11 protein-coding genes, 3 rRNA genes and 1 riboswitch are annotated in these 18,808 nt (G+C 47.7%); of the genes, 12 read left to right on the top strand and 2 right to left on the bottom strand.

Features of this window, described 5'->3' with window-relative positions; genetic code table 11:
* The first annotated feature begins 843 nt into the window (after positions 1–843).
* From ACR1R9_RS23735 to rrf, 3 genes are all read left to right on the top strand, one after another.
* A 16S ribosomal RNA gene (locus tag ACR1R9_RS23735) occupies positions 844–2,395 on the top strand.
* Between the two features lie 310 nt (positions 2,396–2,705).
* Positions 2,706–5,757: ribosomal RNA gene (locus tag ACR1R9_RS23730) — 23S ribosomal RNA — on the top strand.
* A 145-nt stretch (positions 5,758–5,902) separates the two neighbouring features.
* Positions 5,903–6,019, top strand: a 5S ribosomal RNA gene (gene rrf / locus ACR1R9_RS23725).
* Together the 16S, 23S and 5S rRNA genes form the textbook arrangement of a ribosomal RNA operon.
* 195 nt (positions 6,020–6,214) lie before the next feature.
* Here rrf and ACR1R9_RS23720 read toward each other — a convergent pair.
* Positions 6,215–6,769 carry an NADPH-dependent FMN reductase gene (locus tag ACR1R9_RS23720; RefSeq protein WP_433922518.1) on the bottom strand — a complete coding sequence of 185 codons (555 nt, stop codon included), beginning with the start codon at positions 6,767–6,769 and terminating at the stop codon, positions 6,215–6,217.
* Between the two features lie 300 nt (positions 6,770–7,069).
* Here ACR1R9_RS23720 and ACR1R9_RS23715 point away from each other — a divergent pair, with 300 nt between their 5' ends.
* Entirely contained in the window at positions 7,070–8,065 is a 996-nt protein-coding gene (locus ACR1R9_RS23715; protein ID WP_433922519.1) for a ketoacyl-ACP synthase III, read from the top strand.
* Between the two features lie 236 nt (positions 8,066–8,301).
* Here the strand turns inward: ACR1R9_RS23715 and ACR1R9_RS23710 are convergent, their stop codons facing one another.
* Entirely contained in the window at positions 8,302–10,236 is a 1,935-nt protein-coding gene (locus ACR1R9_RS23710; RefSeq protein WP_433922520.1) for an amidase family protein, read from the bottom strand.
* 387 nt (positions 10,237–10,623) lie between these two features.
* Between ACR1R9_RS23710 and ACR1R9_RS23705 the strand changes: the two genes are divergently transcribed.
* The 8 genes from ACR1R9_RS23705 to ACR1R9_RS23670 all read left to right on the top strand — a co-directional run bounded on the left by ACR1R9_RS23705 (position 10,624) and on the right by ACR1R9_RS23670 (position 18,605).
* Positions 10,624–12,753 carry a DNA topoisomerase III gene (locus ACR1R9_RS23705; protein WP_433922521.1) on the top strand — a complete coding sequence of 710 codons (2,130 nt, stop codon included), beginning with the start codon at positions 10,624–10,626 and terminating at the stop codon, positions 12,751–12,753.
* A gap of 58 nt (positions 12,754–12,811) precedes the next feature.
* Positions 12,812–12,949, top strand: a complete 138-nt coding sequence (locus ACR1R9_RS23700) for a hypothetical protein (protein ID WP_162842470.1) — start codon at positions 12,812–12,814, stop codon at positions 12,947–12,949.
* Between the two features lie 129 nt (positions 12,950–13,078).
* Complete coding sequence (locus ACR1R9_RS23695) at positions 13,079–13,342, top strand: DUF1294 domain-containing protein (RefSeq protein ID WP_063568208.1); 264 nt, start codon at positions 13,079–13,081, stop codon at positions 13,340–13,342.
* A 187-nt stretch (positions 13,343–13,529) separates the two neighbouring features.
* The gene (locus tag ACR1R9_RS23690; RefSeq protein WP_024633549.1) at positions 13,530–13,964 is read left to right on the top strand and encodes a universal stress protein; all 435 of its coding nucleotides are present in this window, start codon (positions 13,530–13,532) and stop codon (positions 13,962–13,964) included.
* A 270-nt stretch (positions 13,965–14,234) separates the two neighbouring features.
* A riboswitch (purine riboswitch) is annotated at positions 14,235–14,336 on the top strand.
* 185 nt (positions 14,337–14,521) lie between these two features.
* Positions 14,522–15,007 (top strand): 5-(carboxyamino)imidazole ribonucleotide mutase, encoded by a 486-nt coding sequence (purE, locus tag ACR1R9_RS23685; RefSeq protein WP_063568218.1) that lies wholly within the window; start codon positions 14,522–14,524, stop codon positions 15,005–15,007.
* A complete protein-coding gene (gene purK / locus ACR1R9_RS23680; RefSeq protein ID WP_433922522.1) occupies positions 15,004–16,206 on the top strand; it encodes a 5-(carboxyamino)imidazole ribonucleotide synthase in 1,203 nt (400 codons plus the stop codon). The genes purE and purK overlap by 4 nt, the downstream gene beginning before the upstream one ends.
* Positions 16,203–17,501, top strand: a complete 1,299-nt coding sequence (purB, locus tag ACR1R9_RS23675; protein ID WP_063568205.1) for an adenylosuccinate lyase — start codon at positions 16,203–16,205, stop codon at positions 17,499–17,501. Before purK ends, purB begins: the two co-directional genes overlap by 4 nt.
* A gap of 231 nt (positions 17,502–17,732) precedes the next feature.
* Positions 17,733–18,605, top strand: a complete 873-nt coding sequence (locus tag ACR1R9_RS23670) for a phosphoribosylaminoimidazolesuccinocarboxamide synthase (protein WP_076291581.1) — start codon at positions 17,733–17,735, stop codon at positions 18,603–18,605.
* The last annotated feature ends 203 nt before the right edge of the window (positions 18,606–18,808 follow it).

The following is an 18,808-nucleotide window of genomic DNA, read 5'->3' as shown; positions in this document are numbered from 1 at the left end:
ATGTTCTACAAGGGATATTCTTAATCTGTGGGAGATCGAAATTGACTTTCTTCTATAATATATAGAAGGAACATAGTGTTTGAAGCGACGGAAGAAGCGGGCACAGATAATTGATTAACAGAATACTCGCTAGGAAAAGAAGTGATTTATGCTTCATTCGCGTGCTCTGTTGCAGAAGACGCCAATAAAATGATGCGTGAGTTGGTAGGAAACATAACGTTGGTTTCTTTGATGTAAGCGGCTCGGATGGTGAGATCATCAGGCCCTAATGTGTATATTAGAATAGCAAACTTGAAAAACATCACGATGAGGATTACATGAAACTGGTGTAATGTGAGAGAGTTGCTATTCTCCCGAGTTTGGAAAGGGAGTTGTTGCTGCAGGATGAGTATCGTATAAGAAATAATACTGGTAGGGAGGAAGAAGAGGAGCGCCCATAGATAAAATTAAAAATAAATCTTGCATTCCAAATCTGTACATGGTATATTCTTATTCCGGCCAAGAAAACACGAGAAACACGGTGCGGCAAGCGAATGAAATAAGCTTCGAAAGAAACTTAAAAAAATGCTTGCAAAGTTGGTTCGGAAATGATATTATATAAGAGTTGCTGAAGAGAACGACGGCAGTAACGAAAATGAGTTTGATCTTTGAAAACTGAACAACGAGTGAGTAACGATCTTGCTTGCAAGATCGACGCTGAGAAATCGGTACAAGCCTTCGGGCTGTATGGTTTCGAAGCATAAATGAGATTTTTAATCTCGTCAGTTTCAAAATGAGCTTATCGCTCTTTTCAATACCACCGATGATTTTCATAGCGTCTAACGATGCTTCTGAAATTCATCTTTATTGGAGAGTTTGATCCTGGCTCAGGACGAACGCTGGCGGCATGCCTAATACATGCAAGTCGAGCGGACTTGAAGAGAAGCTTGCTTCTCGGATAGTTAGCGGCGGACGGGTGAGTAACACGTAGGCAACCTGCCCTCAAGTTTGGGACAACTACCGGAAACGGTAGCTAATACCGAATAATTGTTTTCTTCGCCTGAAGAGAACTGGAAAGACGGAGCAATCTGTCACTTGGGGATGGGCCTGCGGCGCATTAGCTAGTTGGTGGGGTAACGGCTCACCAAGGCGACGATGCGTAGCCGACCTGAGAGGGTGATCGGCCACACTGGGACTGAGACACGGCCCAGACTCCTACGGGAGGCAGCAGTAGGGAATCTTCCGCAATGGGCGAAAGCCTGACGGAGCAATGCCGCGTGAGTGATGAAGGTTTTCGGATCGTAAAGCTCTGTTGCCAGGGAAGAACGCTTGGGAGAGTAACTGCTCTCAAGGTGACGGTACCTGAGAAGAAAGCCCCGGCTAACTACGTGCCAGCAGCCGCGGTAATACGTAGGGGGCAAGCGTTGTCCGGAATTATTGGGCGTAAAGCGCGCGCAGGCGGTCATTTAAGTCTGGTGTTTAATCCCGGGGCTCAACCCCGGATCGCACTGGAAACTGGGTGACTTGAGTGCAGAAGAGGAGAGTGGAATTCCACGTGTAGCGGTGAAATGCGTAGATATGTGGAGGAACACCAGTGGCGAAGGCGACTCTCTGGGCTGTAACTGACGCTGAGGCGCGAAAGCGTGGGGAGCAAACAGGATTAGATACCCTGGTAGTCCACGCCGTAAACGATGAGTGCTAGGTGTTAGGGGTTTCGATACCCTTGGTGCCGAAGTTAACACATTAAGCACTCCGCCTGGGGAGTACGGTCGCAAGACTGAAACTCAAAGGAATTGACGGGGACCCGCACAAGCAGTGGAGTATGTGGTTTAATTCGAAGCAACGCGAAGAACCTTACCAGGTCTTGACATCCCTCTGACCGGTACAGAGATGTACCTTTCCTTCGGGACAGAGGAGACAGGTGGTGCATGGTTGTCGTCAGCTCGTGTCGTGAGATGTTGGGTTAAGTCCCGCAACGAGCGCAACCCTTGATCTTAGTTGCCAGCACTTCGGGTGGGCACTCTAAGGTGACTGCCGGTGACAAACCGGAGGAAGGTGGGGATGACGTCAAATCATCATGCCCCTTATGACCTGGGCTACACACGTACTACAATGGCCGGTACAACGGGCTGTGAAGCCGCGAGGTGGAACGAATCCTAAAAAGCCGGTCTCAGTTCGGATTGCAGGCTGCAACTCGCCTGCATGAAGTCGGAATTGCTAGTAATCGCGGATCAGCATGCCGCGGTGAATACGTTCCCGGGTCTTGTACACACCGCCCGTCACACCACGAGAGTTTATAACACCCGAAGTCGGTGGGGTAACCGCAAGGAGCCAGCCGCCGAAGGTGGGATAGATGATTGGGGTGAAGTCGTAACAAGGTAGCCGTATCGGAAGGTGCGGCTGGATCACCTCCTTTCTATGGAGAATCGTTTCCTGTAACGGAAACATTCAAATATGCAGCTTAGCTGCAAAACTTACTCACTCGTTGCTCAGTTTTGAGAGCTCAAACTCTCAAACAGCTTGCTTTTGCATGGAGCTTGTTCTTTGAAAACTAGATATCGAAACGAAATTTTGCGATTTAGAACATTCCTTTTTAAGCTGAACTTGTGTTAAAACAAGTTTCAATAAATAGTGAAGACTGCATTGCGATGGTATCGAATGAGAGCGACTTTTGGCTTTGCGTAAGCAAAACAAGGGAAGCGAGCAGTCGAAACCGGAGCAATTATGGTTAAGCTACTAAGAGCACACGGAGGATGCCTAGGCGCTAGGAGCCGATGAAGGACGTGGCGAACAACGAAACTGCCTCGGGGAGCTGTAAGCAAGCTTTGATCCGGGGGTGTCCGAATGGGGAAACCCAGCTGGGGTAATTTCCAGTTACTCACAACTGAATACATAGGTTGTGTAGAGGCATACCAGGGGAACTGAAACATCTAAGTACCCTGAGGAAGAGAAAACAATAGTGATTCCGTCAGTAGCGGCGAGCGAACGCGGAGAAGCCCAAACCAGAGAGCTTGCTCTCTGGGGTTGTGGGACATCTCACATGGAGTTACAAAGGAGCCGGTTAAACGAAGAGGTCTGGAAAGGCCCGCCAAAGAAGGTAAAAGCCCTGTAGTTGAAAGTTGGCTCTCTCCGAGATGTATCCCGAGTAGTGCGGGGCACGTGAAACCCCGTATGAATCCGGCAGGACCATCTGCCAAGGCTAAATACTTCCTAGCGACCGATAGTGAAGCAGTACCGTGAGGGAAAGGTGAAAAGCACCCCGGAAGGGGAGTGAAATAGAACCTGAAACCGTGTGCTTACAAAAAGTCAGAGCCCGTTTTAGGGGTGATGGCGTGCCTTTTGTAGAATGAACCGGCGAGTTACGTTCCCGTGCAAGGTTAAGGTGAAGAGCCGGAGCCGCAGCGAAAGCGAGTCTGAATAGGGCGATGTAGTACGTGGACGTAGACCCGAAACCGGGTGATCTACCCCTGTCCAGGGTGAAGGTGCGGTAACACGCACTGGAGGCCCGAACCCACGCACGTTGAAAAGTGCGGGGATGAGGTGGGGGTAGCGGAGAAATTCCAATCGAACTCGGAGATAGCTGGTTCTCCCCGAAATAGCTTTAGGGCTAGCCTCGGAAAACAGAGTCGTGGAGGTAGAGCACTGATTGGGTGCGGGGCCCGCAAGGGTTACCAAGCTCAGTCAAACTCCGAATGCCATAGACTTACTTCCGGGAGTCAGACAGTGAGTGCTAAGATCCATTGTCAAAAGGGAAACAGCCCAGACCATCAGCTAAGGTCCCCAAGTGTGTGTTAAGTGGGAAAGGATGTGGAGTTGCACAGACAACCAGGATGTTGGCTTAGAAGCAGCCACCATTGAAAGAGTGCGTAATAGCTCACTGGTCGAGTGACTCTGCGCCGAAAATGTAACGGGGCTAAACACACCACCGAAGCTATGGCTTGGATCGACTTCACTGCTTCTTTGAGGCGGTGTTTACCACAAGGACATTTTTGTCAGACAAGAATCAATAATCTTGGATGACCCAATGTTTCTCAGGGGATAAACACAGGACTTCGAAGCTGGAGTGAAGTCGATCCAGGGGTAGGGGAGCGTTGTATAAGGGTTGAAGGTGTACCGTAAGGAGCGCTGGACATTATACAAGTGAGAATGCCGGTATGAGTAACGAAAAGATCAGTGAGAATCTGATCCGCCGAAAGCCTAAGGGTTCCTGAGGAAGGCTCGTCCGCTCAGGGTAAGTCGGGACCTAAGGCGAGGCCGAAAGGCGTAGTCGAAGGACAACAGGTCGAAATTCCTGTACCACCGTAAGCCGTTATGAGCAATGGGGGGACGCAGCAGGGTAGTGACGCGGACTGATGGATGTCCGTCTAAGCAGTGAGGCTGATGTGTAGGCAAATCCGCACATCGTTAAGGCTGGGCTGTAATGGGGAGCGAAAATTATAGTAGCGAAGGTCATGATCTCACACTGCCAAGAAAAGCCTCTAGCCAGGTGATGGTGCCCGTACCGCAAACCGACACAGGTAGGCGAGAAGAGAATTCTAAGGCGCGCGGAAGAACTCTCGTTAAGGAACTCGGCAAAATGACCCCGTAACTTCGGGAGAAGGGGTGCCCCGGTAGTGTGAATAGCACGAGGGGGCCGCAGTGAAAAGGCCCAAGCGACTGTTTAGCAAAAACACAGGTCTGTGCGAAGCCGTAAGGCGAAGTATACGGGCTGACGCCTGCCCGGTGCTGGAAGGTTAAGGGGAGCGGTTAGGGAGTAATCCCGAAGCTGTGAACCGAAGCCCCAGTAAACGGCGGCCGTAACTATAACGGTCCTAAGGTAGCGAAATTCCTTGTCAGGTAAATTCTGACCCGCACGAATGGCGTAACGACTTGGGCGCTGTCTCAACGAGAGATCCGGTGAAATTTTAATACCTGTGAAGATGCAGGTTACCCGCGACAAGACGGAAAGACCCCATGGAGCTTTACTGCAGCTTGATATTGAATTTGGGTACGATCTGTACAGGATAGGTGGGAGCCTTTGAAGCAGGAGCGCCAGCTTCTGTGGAGGCACCGTTGGGATACCACCCTGATCGTATCTAGGTTCTAACCTGGTACCGTAATCCGGTGCGGGGACAGTGTCAGGTGGGCAGTTTGACTGGGGCGGTCGCCTCCTAAAGAGTAACGGAGGCGCCCAAAGGTTCCCTCAGAATGGTTGGAAATCATTCGAAGAGTGCAAAGGCATAAGGGAGCTTGACTGCGAGACCTACAAGTCGAGCAGGGACGAAAGTCGGGCTTAGTGATCCGGTGGTACCGCATGGAAGGGCCATCGCTCAACGGATAAAAGCTACCCTGGGGATAACAGGCTTATCTCCCCCAAGAGTCCACATCGACGGGGAGGTTTGGCACCTCGATGTCGGCTCATCGCATCCTGGGGCTGAAGTAGGTCCCAAGGGTTGGGCTGTTCGCCCATTAAAGCGGTACGCGAGCTGGGTTCAGAACGTCGTGAGACAGTTCGGTCCCTATCTGTCGTGGGCGTAGGAAATTTGAGAGGAGCTGTCCTTAGTACGAGAGGACCGGGATGGACGTACCGCTGGTGTACCAGTTGTTCCGCCAGGAGCACCGCTGGGTAGCTATGTACGGAAGGGATAAGCGCTGAAAGCATCTAAGCGTGAAGCCCCCCTCAAGATGAGATTTCCCAGTATGTAAGACCCCTTGAAGACGACGAGGTAGATAGGCTGGGGGTGGAAGTGCAGCAATGCATGGAGCTGACCAGTACTAATCGGTCGAGGGCTTATCCAAGATATGCAGGTTTTAATCGCGAATTTCGTTTCGGATCTAGTTTTCAGAGAATAAACTCTGAAATGAAAATCGGTACATCACGGAATGTGTGTATGATTTTCAGTTCCATATCTGATTTTAAGAAGCTATGCTTCGACAAATCGCGTTTGGTGGCGATGGCGGAGGGGTTCCACACGTACCCATCCCGAACACGACCGTTAAGCCCTCTAGCGCCGATGGTACTTGGACCGCAGGGTCCTGGGAGAGTAGGACGCCGCCAAGCAAAGAACCACTGCCGATGTTATTCGGTGGTGGTTTTTATTTGTTTTATACGAAGTATCTAATAAATATCTAATATAGACTGTAACAGCCCAGTGAAAATCCAGGGCTGTTTTTTTATTTCAATTTATGTGAATGTGCTAAATATTTTTTAGAATGTTCATTTCTTTATGGTCAGTTTAATTTAAGCAGACTCTGTCTATTCATTCATTTGGTTGCATGCATCTGCTAGTCTTAAAAGCGAGTTCTCCAATGCATGCTGGGTCTCTGAATCAATGATGACTCCTTGTTTATTCATCTTCAATGTAATATAAGGAATGGTTAGAGAGGCTTCATTTAAGACTTTGGCATTAATCATGTTTAACGTCAGTAATAGTGAAGCGTGGGCTTTGTCACCGCCCATGGGGCTTGGAGAAGCAGCGATGGCAACGGTAGGTTTATTAAGCCATTCTCCAGAAGATACAACCCAATCTAATGCGTTTTTTAAAACCCCAGGAACTCCATTTCCGTACTCCGGCGTGCAGATCAGAACTCCATCCGACTCCTTCAGTTGGGCTCTCAAATTCTGCACGGATGCTGGACCCTCCTCGACATCGAGGTCAGGGTTAAAATGCGGTAGATCATTTAATTCATCATATACTCCAAACTTAAGGGTAGGAGGAGCCAGCTTAATCATGGCGTGCAATAGTAACGTATTGGAGGACTGATTGCGCAGACTTCCGGAAATCGCAAGGATATTAAATTCTTTTTTCATAGGTATACATCATCTCTATTCTTTAGTAATGGTTGGCAATCTGTTTATTTTCCTCCTGATGGAATGGATTGTCTATAGAAAACGCATTTTATTAAGGCATTCTTCATGTTACTCAGAGGATATCCACAATTCTTCATCCAAAATGCATGCGATATCTTGCATGACTCAGGGTAAAGGGTGAAGAGATCACTTAAAAAAAACAACTGACGAATGAAGTATAATAAATATTTTAAATATATTAGTACCAAGTACTAATACTTAGTGCTATAATGATAAAAAACAAACGAGGTGACTACCGGTATGAATCAATCAATGTCAACCATTACCGCAATGGGTACGTATGTACCGGATCGAATATTAAGCAATGCTGATTTGGAGAAGCTGGTCGACACGAGTGATGAATGGATTGTACAGCGTACAGGGATGAGAGAACGGCGAATTGCAGCAGATGATCAATTTGTATCTGACCTGGCTACCAAGGCTGTAGAAGATATGATGCATCGTTATAATGTTAGCGTAGAAGATGTGGATATGATTTTGGTTGCTACCAGCACACCTGAATATTCATTTCCCAGCACTGCATCCCGAGTACAGGCGAATCTCAAGATTCCACATACAGGAGTGCTTGATTTGAATGCGGCATGTGCAGGTTTTACGTATGGATTGCAGTTGGCCGACAGTCTGGTAACTAGTGGCATGTATCATAAAGTATTGGTTATTGGAGCAGAGACGTTGTCCAAGATTACCGATTATACAGACCGTACGACATGTGTATTGTTCGGCGACGGGGCAGGAGCGTTTTTGGTAGAAAGAGCTGCTGGGAAAGGCGATTTTGTGGCGGCCATCTCAGGTACGAGTGGAGAAGGAGGTATTCATCTCTATAAGAGTGGTCTTTCTTCTGAGATGAATGGCGTACCTTTGCAGGGTGAGGGATGCCTTGTCCAGAATGGCAGAGAGATCTATAAGTGGGCAGTACGCACGATTCCAGAACAATTGAGTGGACTTATAGCCAAAGCAGAGATGAAACCCCAAGAGATTGATTGGTTTGTACCCCATAGTGCGAATCTAAGAATGATTGAAGCGGTTTGTGAACGCGGTCCTATTCCGCTGGAACGGACTTTAACAAGTGTGGAATACCGAGGAAATACCTCCGCGGCTTCCATTCCTCTTGCTCTACAGCTTGCAGTAGACGAAGGAAAATTAAAGAACGGGCATCAAATAGCCCTGTTTGGTTTTGGAGGCGGACTGACCTACGCAGGTCTTGTGCTTAGATGGAGCGTACCTGATACCAATTAAAGAACCGAATATAACTCTCTACTCATACTTGAATTGAGATACCAAAAAGTACACCCCTTTTCATGAACGCATGAAGTGGGTGTACTTTTTTGGTTAGCAGAAAGATTGAAGACAAGTTGTATAACTCGATAGCAATTAGCACGGTATTTGATACCATTTAATCACTATGGAACCAGATATTTAGCCTTAATGCTTATGATATTTTAATCGTAGTTTAAATTAATTCTATTAACGATTTATGGCGTGAGCTTTGGTGCTTGGCGGTGATGAGTCCCTTGCTCATAGCTGTAAGCCAGCTTGATCAAGGTTCCTTCATCAAAGGCGCGGCCCAGGAATTCCATACCTACTGGCAGACCTTCAGTTGTAAATCCAGCAGGTACGGTAATTGCCGGGAAGCCTGAGAATGGACTCAATCGGTTGTTACCACCGGAATTTTGTCCTTCGCCAATAACACCAGCGGCTTGCGTGGACGTAGGATAGATGATGGCATCCAGGTTGTTGTCCGCCATAACTTTCAGCAAGGACTCACGCGTGATTTGGGTACGTTTCAGTACGATGTCCTTATATTCGGTAGTCTCCAATGTTTCCCGCGCATCACGAGTCTTCATCGACTGTTCTTGTGATTTGTCGAACTGTCCGGAAGCAATAATCTCGGACAAGCTGTGATAAGGGGCTGCGTCACCAAGAGACTCCAGATAGTCATTAAGTTGGAATTTGAACTCGTATCCACTCAAGCTTGGGTATTTGTTGATTTCCGCCAGGTTTGGAATGCTGATCGGGACTGCCGTAGCTCCCAGTGTTTTGAGTTCTTCTACAGCGTTGTTAATCACGTCAGCGACGGCTTTTTCCTCAGCTTTGGTGCTTGGGATGAGTTCGGTGGCCACACCGATCCGTGCACCTTTCAGACCGTTTACATCCAGGAAGTCTGTATAGCTGGAAGGGATTTTGCCTACAGCATAAGCTGTAGCGACATCGTTTTTGTCATAACCGGCTGTAGCATCCAGCATAATTGCGGCATCACTTACGGTACGAGCCATAGGGCCACCGACATCCTGTGTCAATGCGAGAGGGATGATTCCTTCACGGCTGGACAGTCCGATCGTTGGACGAATGCCGACAAGGCTGTTGAAGCTGGAAGGGATGCGGATTGATCCGCCAGTGTCAGTACCCATGCCTGCGGCTGCAAAGTTTGAGGCAATGGCGGCACCTGTACCGCCACTTGACCCGCCTGGATAGTGATCCAAGGCATAAGGATTCAGTGTTTGTCCACCCAGCGAGCTGGACGTGGTAATGCCGAATGCGAATTCATGCAGATTGGTTTTGCCCAAAATAATGGCCCCGGCTGCTTTGAGCTTCTTCACTTGTTCAGCATCGTGAGCAGGTACAGAATCTTTCAGACAGATACAGCCTGCGGTTGTAGGCATATCGTTGGTATCGAAGTTGTCTTTAACTAAAACGGGAATACCATGTAAAGGTCCACGGGCGCCTTGAGCTGCACGTTCTTGATCCAAAGTTTCAGCGATTTTGAGGGCATCCGGGTTCAATGTAAGGACTGCATTAATGCTCACACCCTGATCATCGTATTTTTCAATGCGATCCAGGTACTTCTGAACGAGTTCTTTGGATGTCAGCTTTCCTTGCGTCATGGCAGCCTGGAGATCCGTAATGGTGGCTTCCTCCAGAACAAATGGTTTTATGTAGTTATAAATGCGGTCTTTCAATATGGCGACATCATTTTGGGTAAGCACTGCATTAGGAAGGAAGAGGGCGTCGGTATAACCTTTCATCAACCCTGCGGTGTTCAGCGCACCAACGGCACCGGCAAAGCTCGCCTGATCCGGAACATCCTTGAACGATTCTGGAGTAGACTCCAGCTTCAGCCAGGTTTGCAAAGCTAAAGCAGCATCTTTACGCTGTACTGTTGTGCCGGAAAGCTTGTCCATGGAAAAAGGAACACCTGCAAGTGTAGCCGCTTCTTCCATAGCTTGGACAAATGCTGCTGCAGTGACAGGAGCCTTACCAGCGGTTACGGCTGCAACCGTAGTTTTGCTCGAAGGCGTTGCTGTTGCAGCTGAGGCTGAGGGAACCGTTCCTCCCCATGTTGTGGCAACAACTGCTCCGGCCAGTAACAAGGCCCCACTTTTTTTCAATACAGATCCATGATAAGTCATGCATCCACGCTCCCTTCCTGTGTGTCAATGATGTGTGTTAGCGAATCTGATATAGTTGCTTTTGTCACATTCTAAATAGATGTAAGGTATTCTTACAACACTCATATTTATCCGAAAAAACGTATACATACTATATTATCGCAATAGATTCTATCGAATGCTCCTAATTCCATGCACAGAAGAAAATTGTCGAAGAATATTGTGTTAACTAATGTGACATTTAAATCACAAGATAGACGTTTTATGAGGGGAATCGTTATTTGTGAAGCCAAAGCAAACCCATACCATGAAATGATATAATGAAAAGATAGAAGCAGAAGAATTCTTTTAATCAACCAATAGAAGCATTGAGAGTCATAGGTTTTATCAAAGAAAGGAAGATATGGAGTGAAAACATTAGTACTCGCAGAAAAACCATCTGTGGCACGTGAAATAGCCAGAGTGATGGGGGCGCGTGATAAACATAAAAGTTATATGGAAGGCCCAAAATATATCGTGACCTGGGCGCTTGGACATCTTGTTGGTTTGGCTGAACCAGAGGATTATGACAAAAAGTATGCAACGTGGAATCTGGAGGATCTGCCGATTCTGCCCGATCGTACCAAGCTGAAGGTACTTAAAGAGACAAACCATCAATACAAAGCGGTACAGCAGCTGATGAAACGTCAGGATGTTGGTGAATTGGTCATTGCAACGGATGCAGCACGTGAGGGTGAATTGCTGGCTCGTTGGATTATGCAAATGGCCCAGTGGAAAAAGCCGTTCAAGCGGCTGTGGATATCATCTCAGACCGACAAGGCAATCAAGGATGGATTTGCATCACTCAAGCCAGGCAGCCAGTTTGATCGTCTCTATGAATCGGCACGTTGCCGGGCAGAGGCGGATTGGATGATTGGTCTTAACGTGACTCGTGCATTGACGGTTCGATTTAATGCACAATTGTCAGCTGGACGGGTACAGACCCCTACACTTGGCATGATTATGGACAGGGAAAATGAGATCAATGGTTTCCGCTCGCAGGAGTATGAGACGTTAACGGCCGATCTGGGAGGGTTTCAGGCGGTATGGCGCGCCGCAGGTGGTGATTCACGCATCTTCAATCCGCAAGAGACACAAGAATTGAAGAAACGAATAGAGGGACGCAAGGGCACGATTGCCCAAATGAAAAAAAGCGAAAAAGTTGAGCCGCATCCGCTGGCTTATGACCTGACGGAATTACAAAGGGACGCTAACCGGAAATACGGTTTCTCCGCCAAGCAAACATCGAATGTTCTGCAGCGCCTTTATGAACAGCACAAGCTCGTAACCTACCCACGTACAGACAGCCGTTACCTGACATCGGATATGACGGGAACGCTGAAAGAACGACTGGATAGTGTTGCGATTGGCCCCTATGCGTCTTTGGCTCGTCCGTTGTTGCGTAAAAATCTGAATATCACCAAACGTATCGTGGATGACAGCAAGGTAACCGATCACCACGCGATCATTCCAACAGAACAGACGGTTCTCCTCAATCAGCTGAATCCAGAGGAACGTAAGTTATACGATCTGATCGTACGCCGTTTTATCAGCTTGTTCTATCCGGCTGCGAAGTACGACTCTGTTGCGATTACTGTTCAGGTGGGTAACGATTCCTTCCATGTGAAAGGCACAACGGTGAAAGAAAGCGGTTGGCGGGAAGTGTACGGCGGAGATTATAGCGATGAGGATGATGATCGTGTTGACGATTCTTCGGACCATGAGCGTGCGCTTTTGCCAGACGTTCAGCAAGGTCAGTCCGTGACGGTTCAACGTTGTCATATCAAAAGTGGACGGACGATGCCGCCCAAACGGTATACCGAGGCAGCTTGGCTTTCCCAAATGGAGAAGTATGGACTGGGTACTCCGGCTACCCGTGCGGATATTATCGAGAAGCTGGTAAGTTCCGACACCATCGATCGTCAAGGAAACAGCATGCATCCAACGGGAAAAGGAAAACAGTTAATTGAACTGGCTGCTCCTCAGCTGCGTACACCGGATTTAACAGCCCGCTGGGAAGCTGAACTTGAGCGCATTGCTCGTGGGCAAGGGAAGCCAGAGCCTTTCCTGGAAAGCATTCGTTCAATGGCGAAAGAGCTTGTGTCTACGGTAAAAGGAAGCAAAGCGGAGTATAAGCCGCATAATGTATCGAATAGTCACTGCCCGGATTGTAATGCACGCTTGCTTGAGAAGAAGGGTAAACGTGGCAAGTTCCTCGTATGTCCAACAGAGGATTGCGGATATCGTCGTTCGGCTGAAAAACGATTATCCAACCGTCGCTGTGCACAGTGTCACAAAAAGATGGAAATTAAAGAGGGTAAGGCAGGTTTATACGTGCAATGTCTGCCTTGCGGCATAACGGAAACATTGGATAAAGACAAACAGCATGTGAACAAACGTGATCAGCAAAAGCTGGTCAAACAATATGCGAAACAGGAGTCGATCGGCTCCAATCTGGGAGAACTGTTGAAGGCAGCCATGGAGAAAAAGGGAGAGTAAGACTGTCGTATAAGATTCTCCTTTTTCAGGCAACGTAAGCCTAGGAGGTGATACGTAGATGCCACATAACAAACCAGAAAAGATTCATAACCAACAGAACAAAGACAGCATTCAGGAAGAGAGTATCTCTGTACGTCCCGAAAAGGCAGCAAAAAGAGCACCAAACCTGAATGGTATTCCTAAACAGGAGTCATAGGTTCGGTATTCGGGATTCATTGCTTCTAAATATCTTTGCGGTTCCCTTCTCGCGTTGATCATGTTCCTTCAGAGGACTATAATGGAGGTACAGGGAGATGTCCCGGGACAGGGGGACCGCTAGAATTATATGCAAACTGGATTGATACTGTGGTTTTTATTTATCAACGTAGTAGGTTACCTGGTCATGTCAGATGACAAGAAACGCGCTCAGCGCCGTCGAGACCGTACACCCGAACGAACGCTGTTTCTGCTGGCCTTTATTGGTGGGGCATTGGGGGTATGGATTGCAATGTATCGTAAACGTCACAAGACCAAACATCCCAGTTTTACGATCGGCATTCCGTTGTTGTTATTCCTAAATGCGGTAATCTATGGGTATTTCCTGCAATAAGGTAAGGATTGAATGGTTAGGATCTGCTGTACTCCAGGTGAATGACTAGAATGATTATGTAAAATGTTTCTTATAAATGGTTCATTTAGACCTGGGGACGTTTAAGGAGTTACATGGTTCTTGTATTTTATGTCAGACCGAAGCTGGCTTCGAATGTTCTACATATAAAGGAAGGGACGGGATTTACATGTTATTCTCCAAAATATTAGTAGCATATGATGGTTCGAAAGCTTCAAATAAAGCACTTGATCGTGCGATTGAGTTAGCCAAAGTTTCTCCGGGTGCTGTTTTGGATGTTATCCATGCCTTTGACTTTCCACGTGTATTCATCGGGGAAGGACTGGCACCTTTGCCACCTTCATTGAATAATGACTACTATAATCTGGCGGTGCAAACAACGGATGAAGCGAAAGAGCGGATTCAGGCTGCTGGCGTTACAGCGAACGTGGATCTGATTCAAGGAGCTGCTGCCGAGGTTCTCCTCGATTATGCCAAAGAAAACGGATCGGACATTATTATTATTGGTAGTCGTGGTCTTGGTGGAATCCGGGAATTTGTCTTGGGCAGCGTCAGTCACAACGTAGTTCAGCATGCTCAGGTTCCGGTACTTATCGTGAAATAATTATAGAATGTGTGTATACACATAATAGAGAAAAGCCGGCTGTCTTCGATAGGTTGAAGAGGGGTCGGCTTTCTTTTTTGGAATAAAAGGGTTGCTGTATCTTCGAATGATCGGTTATTTCCGAACATTACATTTGTCAATATGTTAAATGTTCGTCTTTAAGTTGACATTAGCTGTAGGGGATTGTTAGAATGTTAGATGTGTCGATCAGTTATATATAAGGTCGAGTAGGTTCGAAAGATGTGGAATCTTCAATATTAATGAATTAATTTGTTGAAATAGATATTTGCTCGTATAACGCCGGGAATAGGGCCCGGAAGTATCTACCCGGGAACCGTAAATTTCCGGACTACGAGGAGATACGGCTGAGAGACGCATGAAATCAGATGCGGACAGCAAGCCTGCCTTTGGCATGCCCAAATGCGGGATACGTATTTCTTGGAGTCCGGTGTCCGGAGAAAATGTGATGTTTTCGCGGGTAGCGGATTTTTTCATTTCACAATAACGAGATGCAACAGGATGAAACCAAAACGCTCAGACGGGAGTTGGATGTATTCATGTCAGTACAGGTAGCTGTAATTATGGGCAGTAAGTCGGATTGGGAAACGATGAAGTATGCTTGTGAGGTGCTGGACGAGCTGGAGATTGGGTATGAAAAAAAGGTCGTATCTGCGCATCGCACACCAGATTTGATGTTTGAATATGCGGAGCAAGCGATTGACCGTGGATTCAAGGTCATCATTGCAGGTGCGGGCGGGGCGGCACATCTGCCCGGTATGGTCGCTTCCAAAACGATGCTTCCGGTCATTGGAGTTCCCGTGCAATCCAAGGCACTAAATGGTCTCGATTCCTTGCTGTCCATTGTTCAGATGCCTGGCGGCATTCCCGTTGCAACGGTCGCGATTGGCAAGGCAGGTGCAACGAATGCCGGATTGCTTGCGGCTCAGATCATCGGTGCTTTTGACCAGGATGTCCAGCGTCGCAGCGAAGCCCGCAGAGAGCGAATCAAACAAGAAGTGCTCGAAAGCAGTGACGAAATATGACGAATACAAAAATTCAATCCGGATCAGCAGGCGAAGCAGAACGTGTCTTGCTCCCAGGAAAAACAACCATCGGTGTTCTTGGAGGTGGGCAGCTTGGACGGATGCTGACACTTGCCGGAACAGCGATGGGTTATCGGTTCGTTACACTTGATCCGGCAGCAGATGCTCCTTGTGGACAAATTGCCGATCAGATTGAAGCGGGATATGACGATGAAAAAGCTGCACTCGACCTGGCTCGGCAATGTGATGTAATCACTTATGAGTTCGAGAATGTAGATGCAGATGTTGCTTCTCTCCTAGAACGGGAATCCTATGTACCGCAAGGAAGTGCGTTATTGTACACAACCCAGCATCGTTTGCGTGAAAAACGAGCCATTGAGGCGGCTGGTGTACGTGTAGCTCCTTACCGGGAAATTACAAGCAAGGACACCATGAAGGCAGCAGTGAGTGAACTGGGTGTTCCTTGTGTACTGAAGACGGTGACCGGCGGATACGACGGCAAGGGGCAACGAGTTATTCGCGAAACCAATCAGGCGGTAGCTGCTTATGAAGAACTCGCAGCTACCGGTGCGGAACTGGTATTGGAGCAATTTATCAAGTTTGACTGCGAAATTTCAGTCGTTGTTGCACGCAGCACGAATGGAGAAATTAAGACGTTCCCGCCTGCGGAGAACATTCATGTGAACAACATTTTGCATGCTTCGATTGTACCCGCAAGAGTGGCGACTGAAATACAGATTGAGGCGCAGAAGTTGGCAGCAGCAGTGGCTCAATCCATACAAGCCGTTGGATTGCTCGCAGTGGAGTTGTTTGTTGCGGCAGATGGAAGACTGTATGTGAATGAGTTGGCACCTAGGCCGCATAATTCCGGCCACTATACGATGGAGGCCTGTGCCACATCACAATTTGAACAGCATATTCGTGCGATTTGCGGATTGCCGCTTGGAGATACTTCATTATTGAGCCCGGTTGTTATGGTCAATGTGCTTGGAGAACATCTGGAAGGTATAATTGCCAGAACGGGTCAGGCTGACGCGGAAGCGTTGGAACTCGGTGTGATTCCTAAGCTTCATATATATGGTAAATCCGAAGCGAAGATAGGACGGAAAATGGGGCATGTCAATCTGCTCTGTCAGGATGTCGAAGAAGGATTACAATGGATTGAACAAACTAATCTTTGGAGGAATACAAATTTATGATCGAACGTTATAGCAGACCCGAAATGAGAGCTATTTGGACTGAGGAGAACAAATTCAAGTCATGGCTGGAAGTTGAAATTTGTGCATGTGAAGCTTGGGCAGAGCTTGGCGTCATTCCTAAGGAAGAAGCAGCATTGCTTCGTCAGAACGCTTCTTTTGACATCGACCGCATTTACGAGATTGAACAGGAAACACGTCATGACGTTATTGCTTTCACACGTACGGTATCGGAAAGTCTGGGAGCAGAGCGGAAATGGGTGCACTACGGACTGACTTCCACGGATGTCGTTGATACGGCTCTCGGATATGTACTCCGTCAGGCAAACGAAATCTTGGAACGTGATATCGTGAACTTTATCGAAATTTTACGTGACAAAGCGAAGACTTATCAGCACACGCCAATGATGGGACGTACACATGGGGTGCATGCGGAGCCAACGACATTTGGTCTGAAAATGGCACTCTGGCATGAAGAAATGAAACGGAATCTGGAGCGTTTCCGCCACGCGGCAGACAACGTACAGTACGGTAAAATCTCTGGAGCAGTTGGCACATACGCGAACATCGATCCATTTGTTGAAGAGTTTGTCTGCGAGAAGTTGGGTACGAAGCCTGCACCAATCTCAACTCAAACGCTGCAACGTGACCGTCATGCAGAATACATGGCTACACTGGCATTGATCGCAACATCTTTGGACAAGTTCGCTACAGAAGTACGTGCGCTGCAAAAGAGTGAGTTCCGTGAAGTGGAAGAAGCATTTGCGAAAGGTCAAAAGGGATCTTCTGCAATGCCGCACAAACGTAACCCAATCGGCAGTGAAAATATTTCCGGTCTGTCCCGCGTCATTCGTGGACATATGGTATCGGCATACGAGAACGTGACACTGTGGCATGAGCGTGATATCTCGCACTCTTCCGTAGAGCGTATCATTCTGCCGGATGCAACGATGCTGCTGAACTACATGCTGAACCGTTTTGGTAACATCGTGAAGAACTTGACGGTATTCCCTGAAAATATGAAACGTAATATGGAGCGTACCTTCGGTGTACCATTCTCCGGTCGCGTAATGACGAAGCTGATCGACAAAGGTTTCAGCCGCGAGCAGGCGTACGATACTGTTCAACCACGTGCGATGCAAGCATGGGAAGAACAACGCCAGTTCCAGGATATCGTGAAATCCACACCGGAAATCACGGAAGTGCTGAGCGAAGAGGAAATCGCAGATGCGTTCAACCCATCATGGCACCTGAAGCACGTAGACACCATCTTCAAAAAGCTTGGTTTGAACGACTAATTACTACTTAAATATAGGTTGATTATGTGATCACGCTTGGAACGAAGAAGGCAGAAAAAACCTGGAGAAGCGAAGCGCTCGCCTTTATTCCCGGATTTTCACTTTGGAAAAGTGGAATCAAAAAAATTCGGGAATAACAGCGATCGAAAGGTTGTTCTGCATTCGGAGTGGTTAGCGAGATTAGGGAAATGGAACTTATATTTTACATCTCCTGAAAGAAGGTGAGCCTCCATGGCGCTGTCCACTGCGGCAGATCTCGTTAAAGCTCCTTTGTTATATAAGGGAAAAGTACGTGAGTTGTACGATCTGGGTGAACATTTTCTCATCGTGGTTACGGACCGGATTTCGGCATTTGACTATGTGCTGGACCCAGCCGTTCCCGAAAAGGGCAATGTGCTTAATAAACTGAGCAGCTTCTGGTTTGAACTGACGGGCGACATGATGGATAACCACGTGGTGCATACGGATGTAAACCAATTGGGCGATATCATTACTGATTCTGGACTGCTCAAAGACCGCATCATGGTGACCCGCAAAGCCGAGCGCATTGATATTGAATGTGTGGTGCGTGGATACATTACCGGTGGTGGATGGAGACAATATGAGAAAAGCGGAGAGGTCAACGGCATCAAGCTGCCGGATGGACTTCGCAAAAACGCCAAGCTCGACGTTCCCATCTTCACCCCAGCAGCTAAAAACGATGTCGGTCATGACGAAGACATTTCGATGGATCGAATGAAAGAAATTGTGGGAGATACTCTCGCGATTGAGCTTCAGGAAAAGAGCCTGCGTCTCTACGAATTCGCTCGCGACTATTGCGATCAGCGGGGCATCATTCTCGCAGACTGCAAATTCGAGTTCGGCATGGTCGATGGCAAAGTCATTCTGATCGATGAAATCTTCACGCCAGACGCTTCTCGCTTCTGGGCCCAGGAGAATTATGCACTCGATATCGAGATCGACAGCATGGATAAAGAGCCAGTGCGCACCTATCTGTTAGGCAGTGATTGGGACAAGAATAGCAAACCTGACCCGCTGCCACAAGAGGTAGTGGAGGCCACAACCGCAAGATACGTCGATATTTATAATCGTCTAACGAAATAATAGGTTGTAACGTTTGGAGTGGGCTACAGGAAAGTTTGAATAGGCTAACGTTTGAGTGTAGGCTACGGGAAAGTTTGGCTTACGATCGCTGTTGCCCCCGGAATGTTTTGATTGGAATCCTTTTTTCAAAAGGAAACATTCCGGTTGCAAAGGCGAACGCTTACGCTTCTCCAGCTCAAATCTTTCCCTCCGCCAGTGTCAAA

The organism is Paenibacillus taichungensis, assembly GCF_050994985.1.
Classification (GTDB): Bacteria; Bacillota; Bacilli; order Paenibacillales; family Paenibacillaceae; genus Paenibacillus; species Paenibacillus taichungensis.
Note: the sequence above shows the minus strand (reverse complement) of the source record. Positions and strands in the feature narration are given on the sequence as shown.

Coding starts and splice junctions, on each gene's coding strand:
- purK (WP_433922522.1), top strand. CDS start 15,004: ATGACGAATACAAAAATTCAATCCGGATCAGCAGGCGAAGCAGAACGT.
- ACR1R9_RS23700 (WP_162842470.1), top strand. CDS start 12,812: ATGCCACATAACAAACCAGAAAAGATTCATAACCAACAGAACAAAGAC.
- purB (WP_063568205.1), top strand. CDS start 16,203: ATGATCGAACGTTATAGCAGACCCGAAATGAGAGCTATTTGGACTGAG.
- ACR1R9_RS23715 (WP_433922519.1), top strand. CDS start 7,070: ATGAATCAATCAATGTCAACCATTACCGCAATGGGTACGTATGTACCG.
- ACR1R9_RS23670 (WP_076291581.1), top strand. CDS start 17,733: ATGGCGCTGTCCACTGCGGCAGATCTCGTTAAAGCTCCTTTGTTATAT.
- purE (WP_063568218.1), top strand. CDS start 14,522: ATGTCAGTACAGGTAGCTGTAATTATGGGCAGTAAGTCGGATTGGGAA.
- ACR1R9_RS23695 (WP_063568208.1), top strand. CDS start 13,079: ATGCAAACTGGATTGATACTGTGGTTTTTATTTATCAACGTAGTAGGT.
- ACR1R9_RS23690 (WP_024633549.1), top strand. CDS start 13,530: ATGTTATTCTCCAAAATATTAGTAGCATATGATGGTTCGAAAGCTTCA.
- ACR1R9_RS23710 (WP_433922520.1), bottom strand. CDS start 10,236: ATGACTTATCATGGATCTGTATTGAAAAAAAGTGGGGCCTTGTTACTG.
- ACR1R9_RS23720 (WP_433922518.1), bottom strand. CDS start 6,769: ATGAAAAAAGAATTTAATATCCTTGCGATTTCCGGAAGTCTGCGCAAT.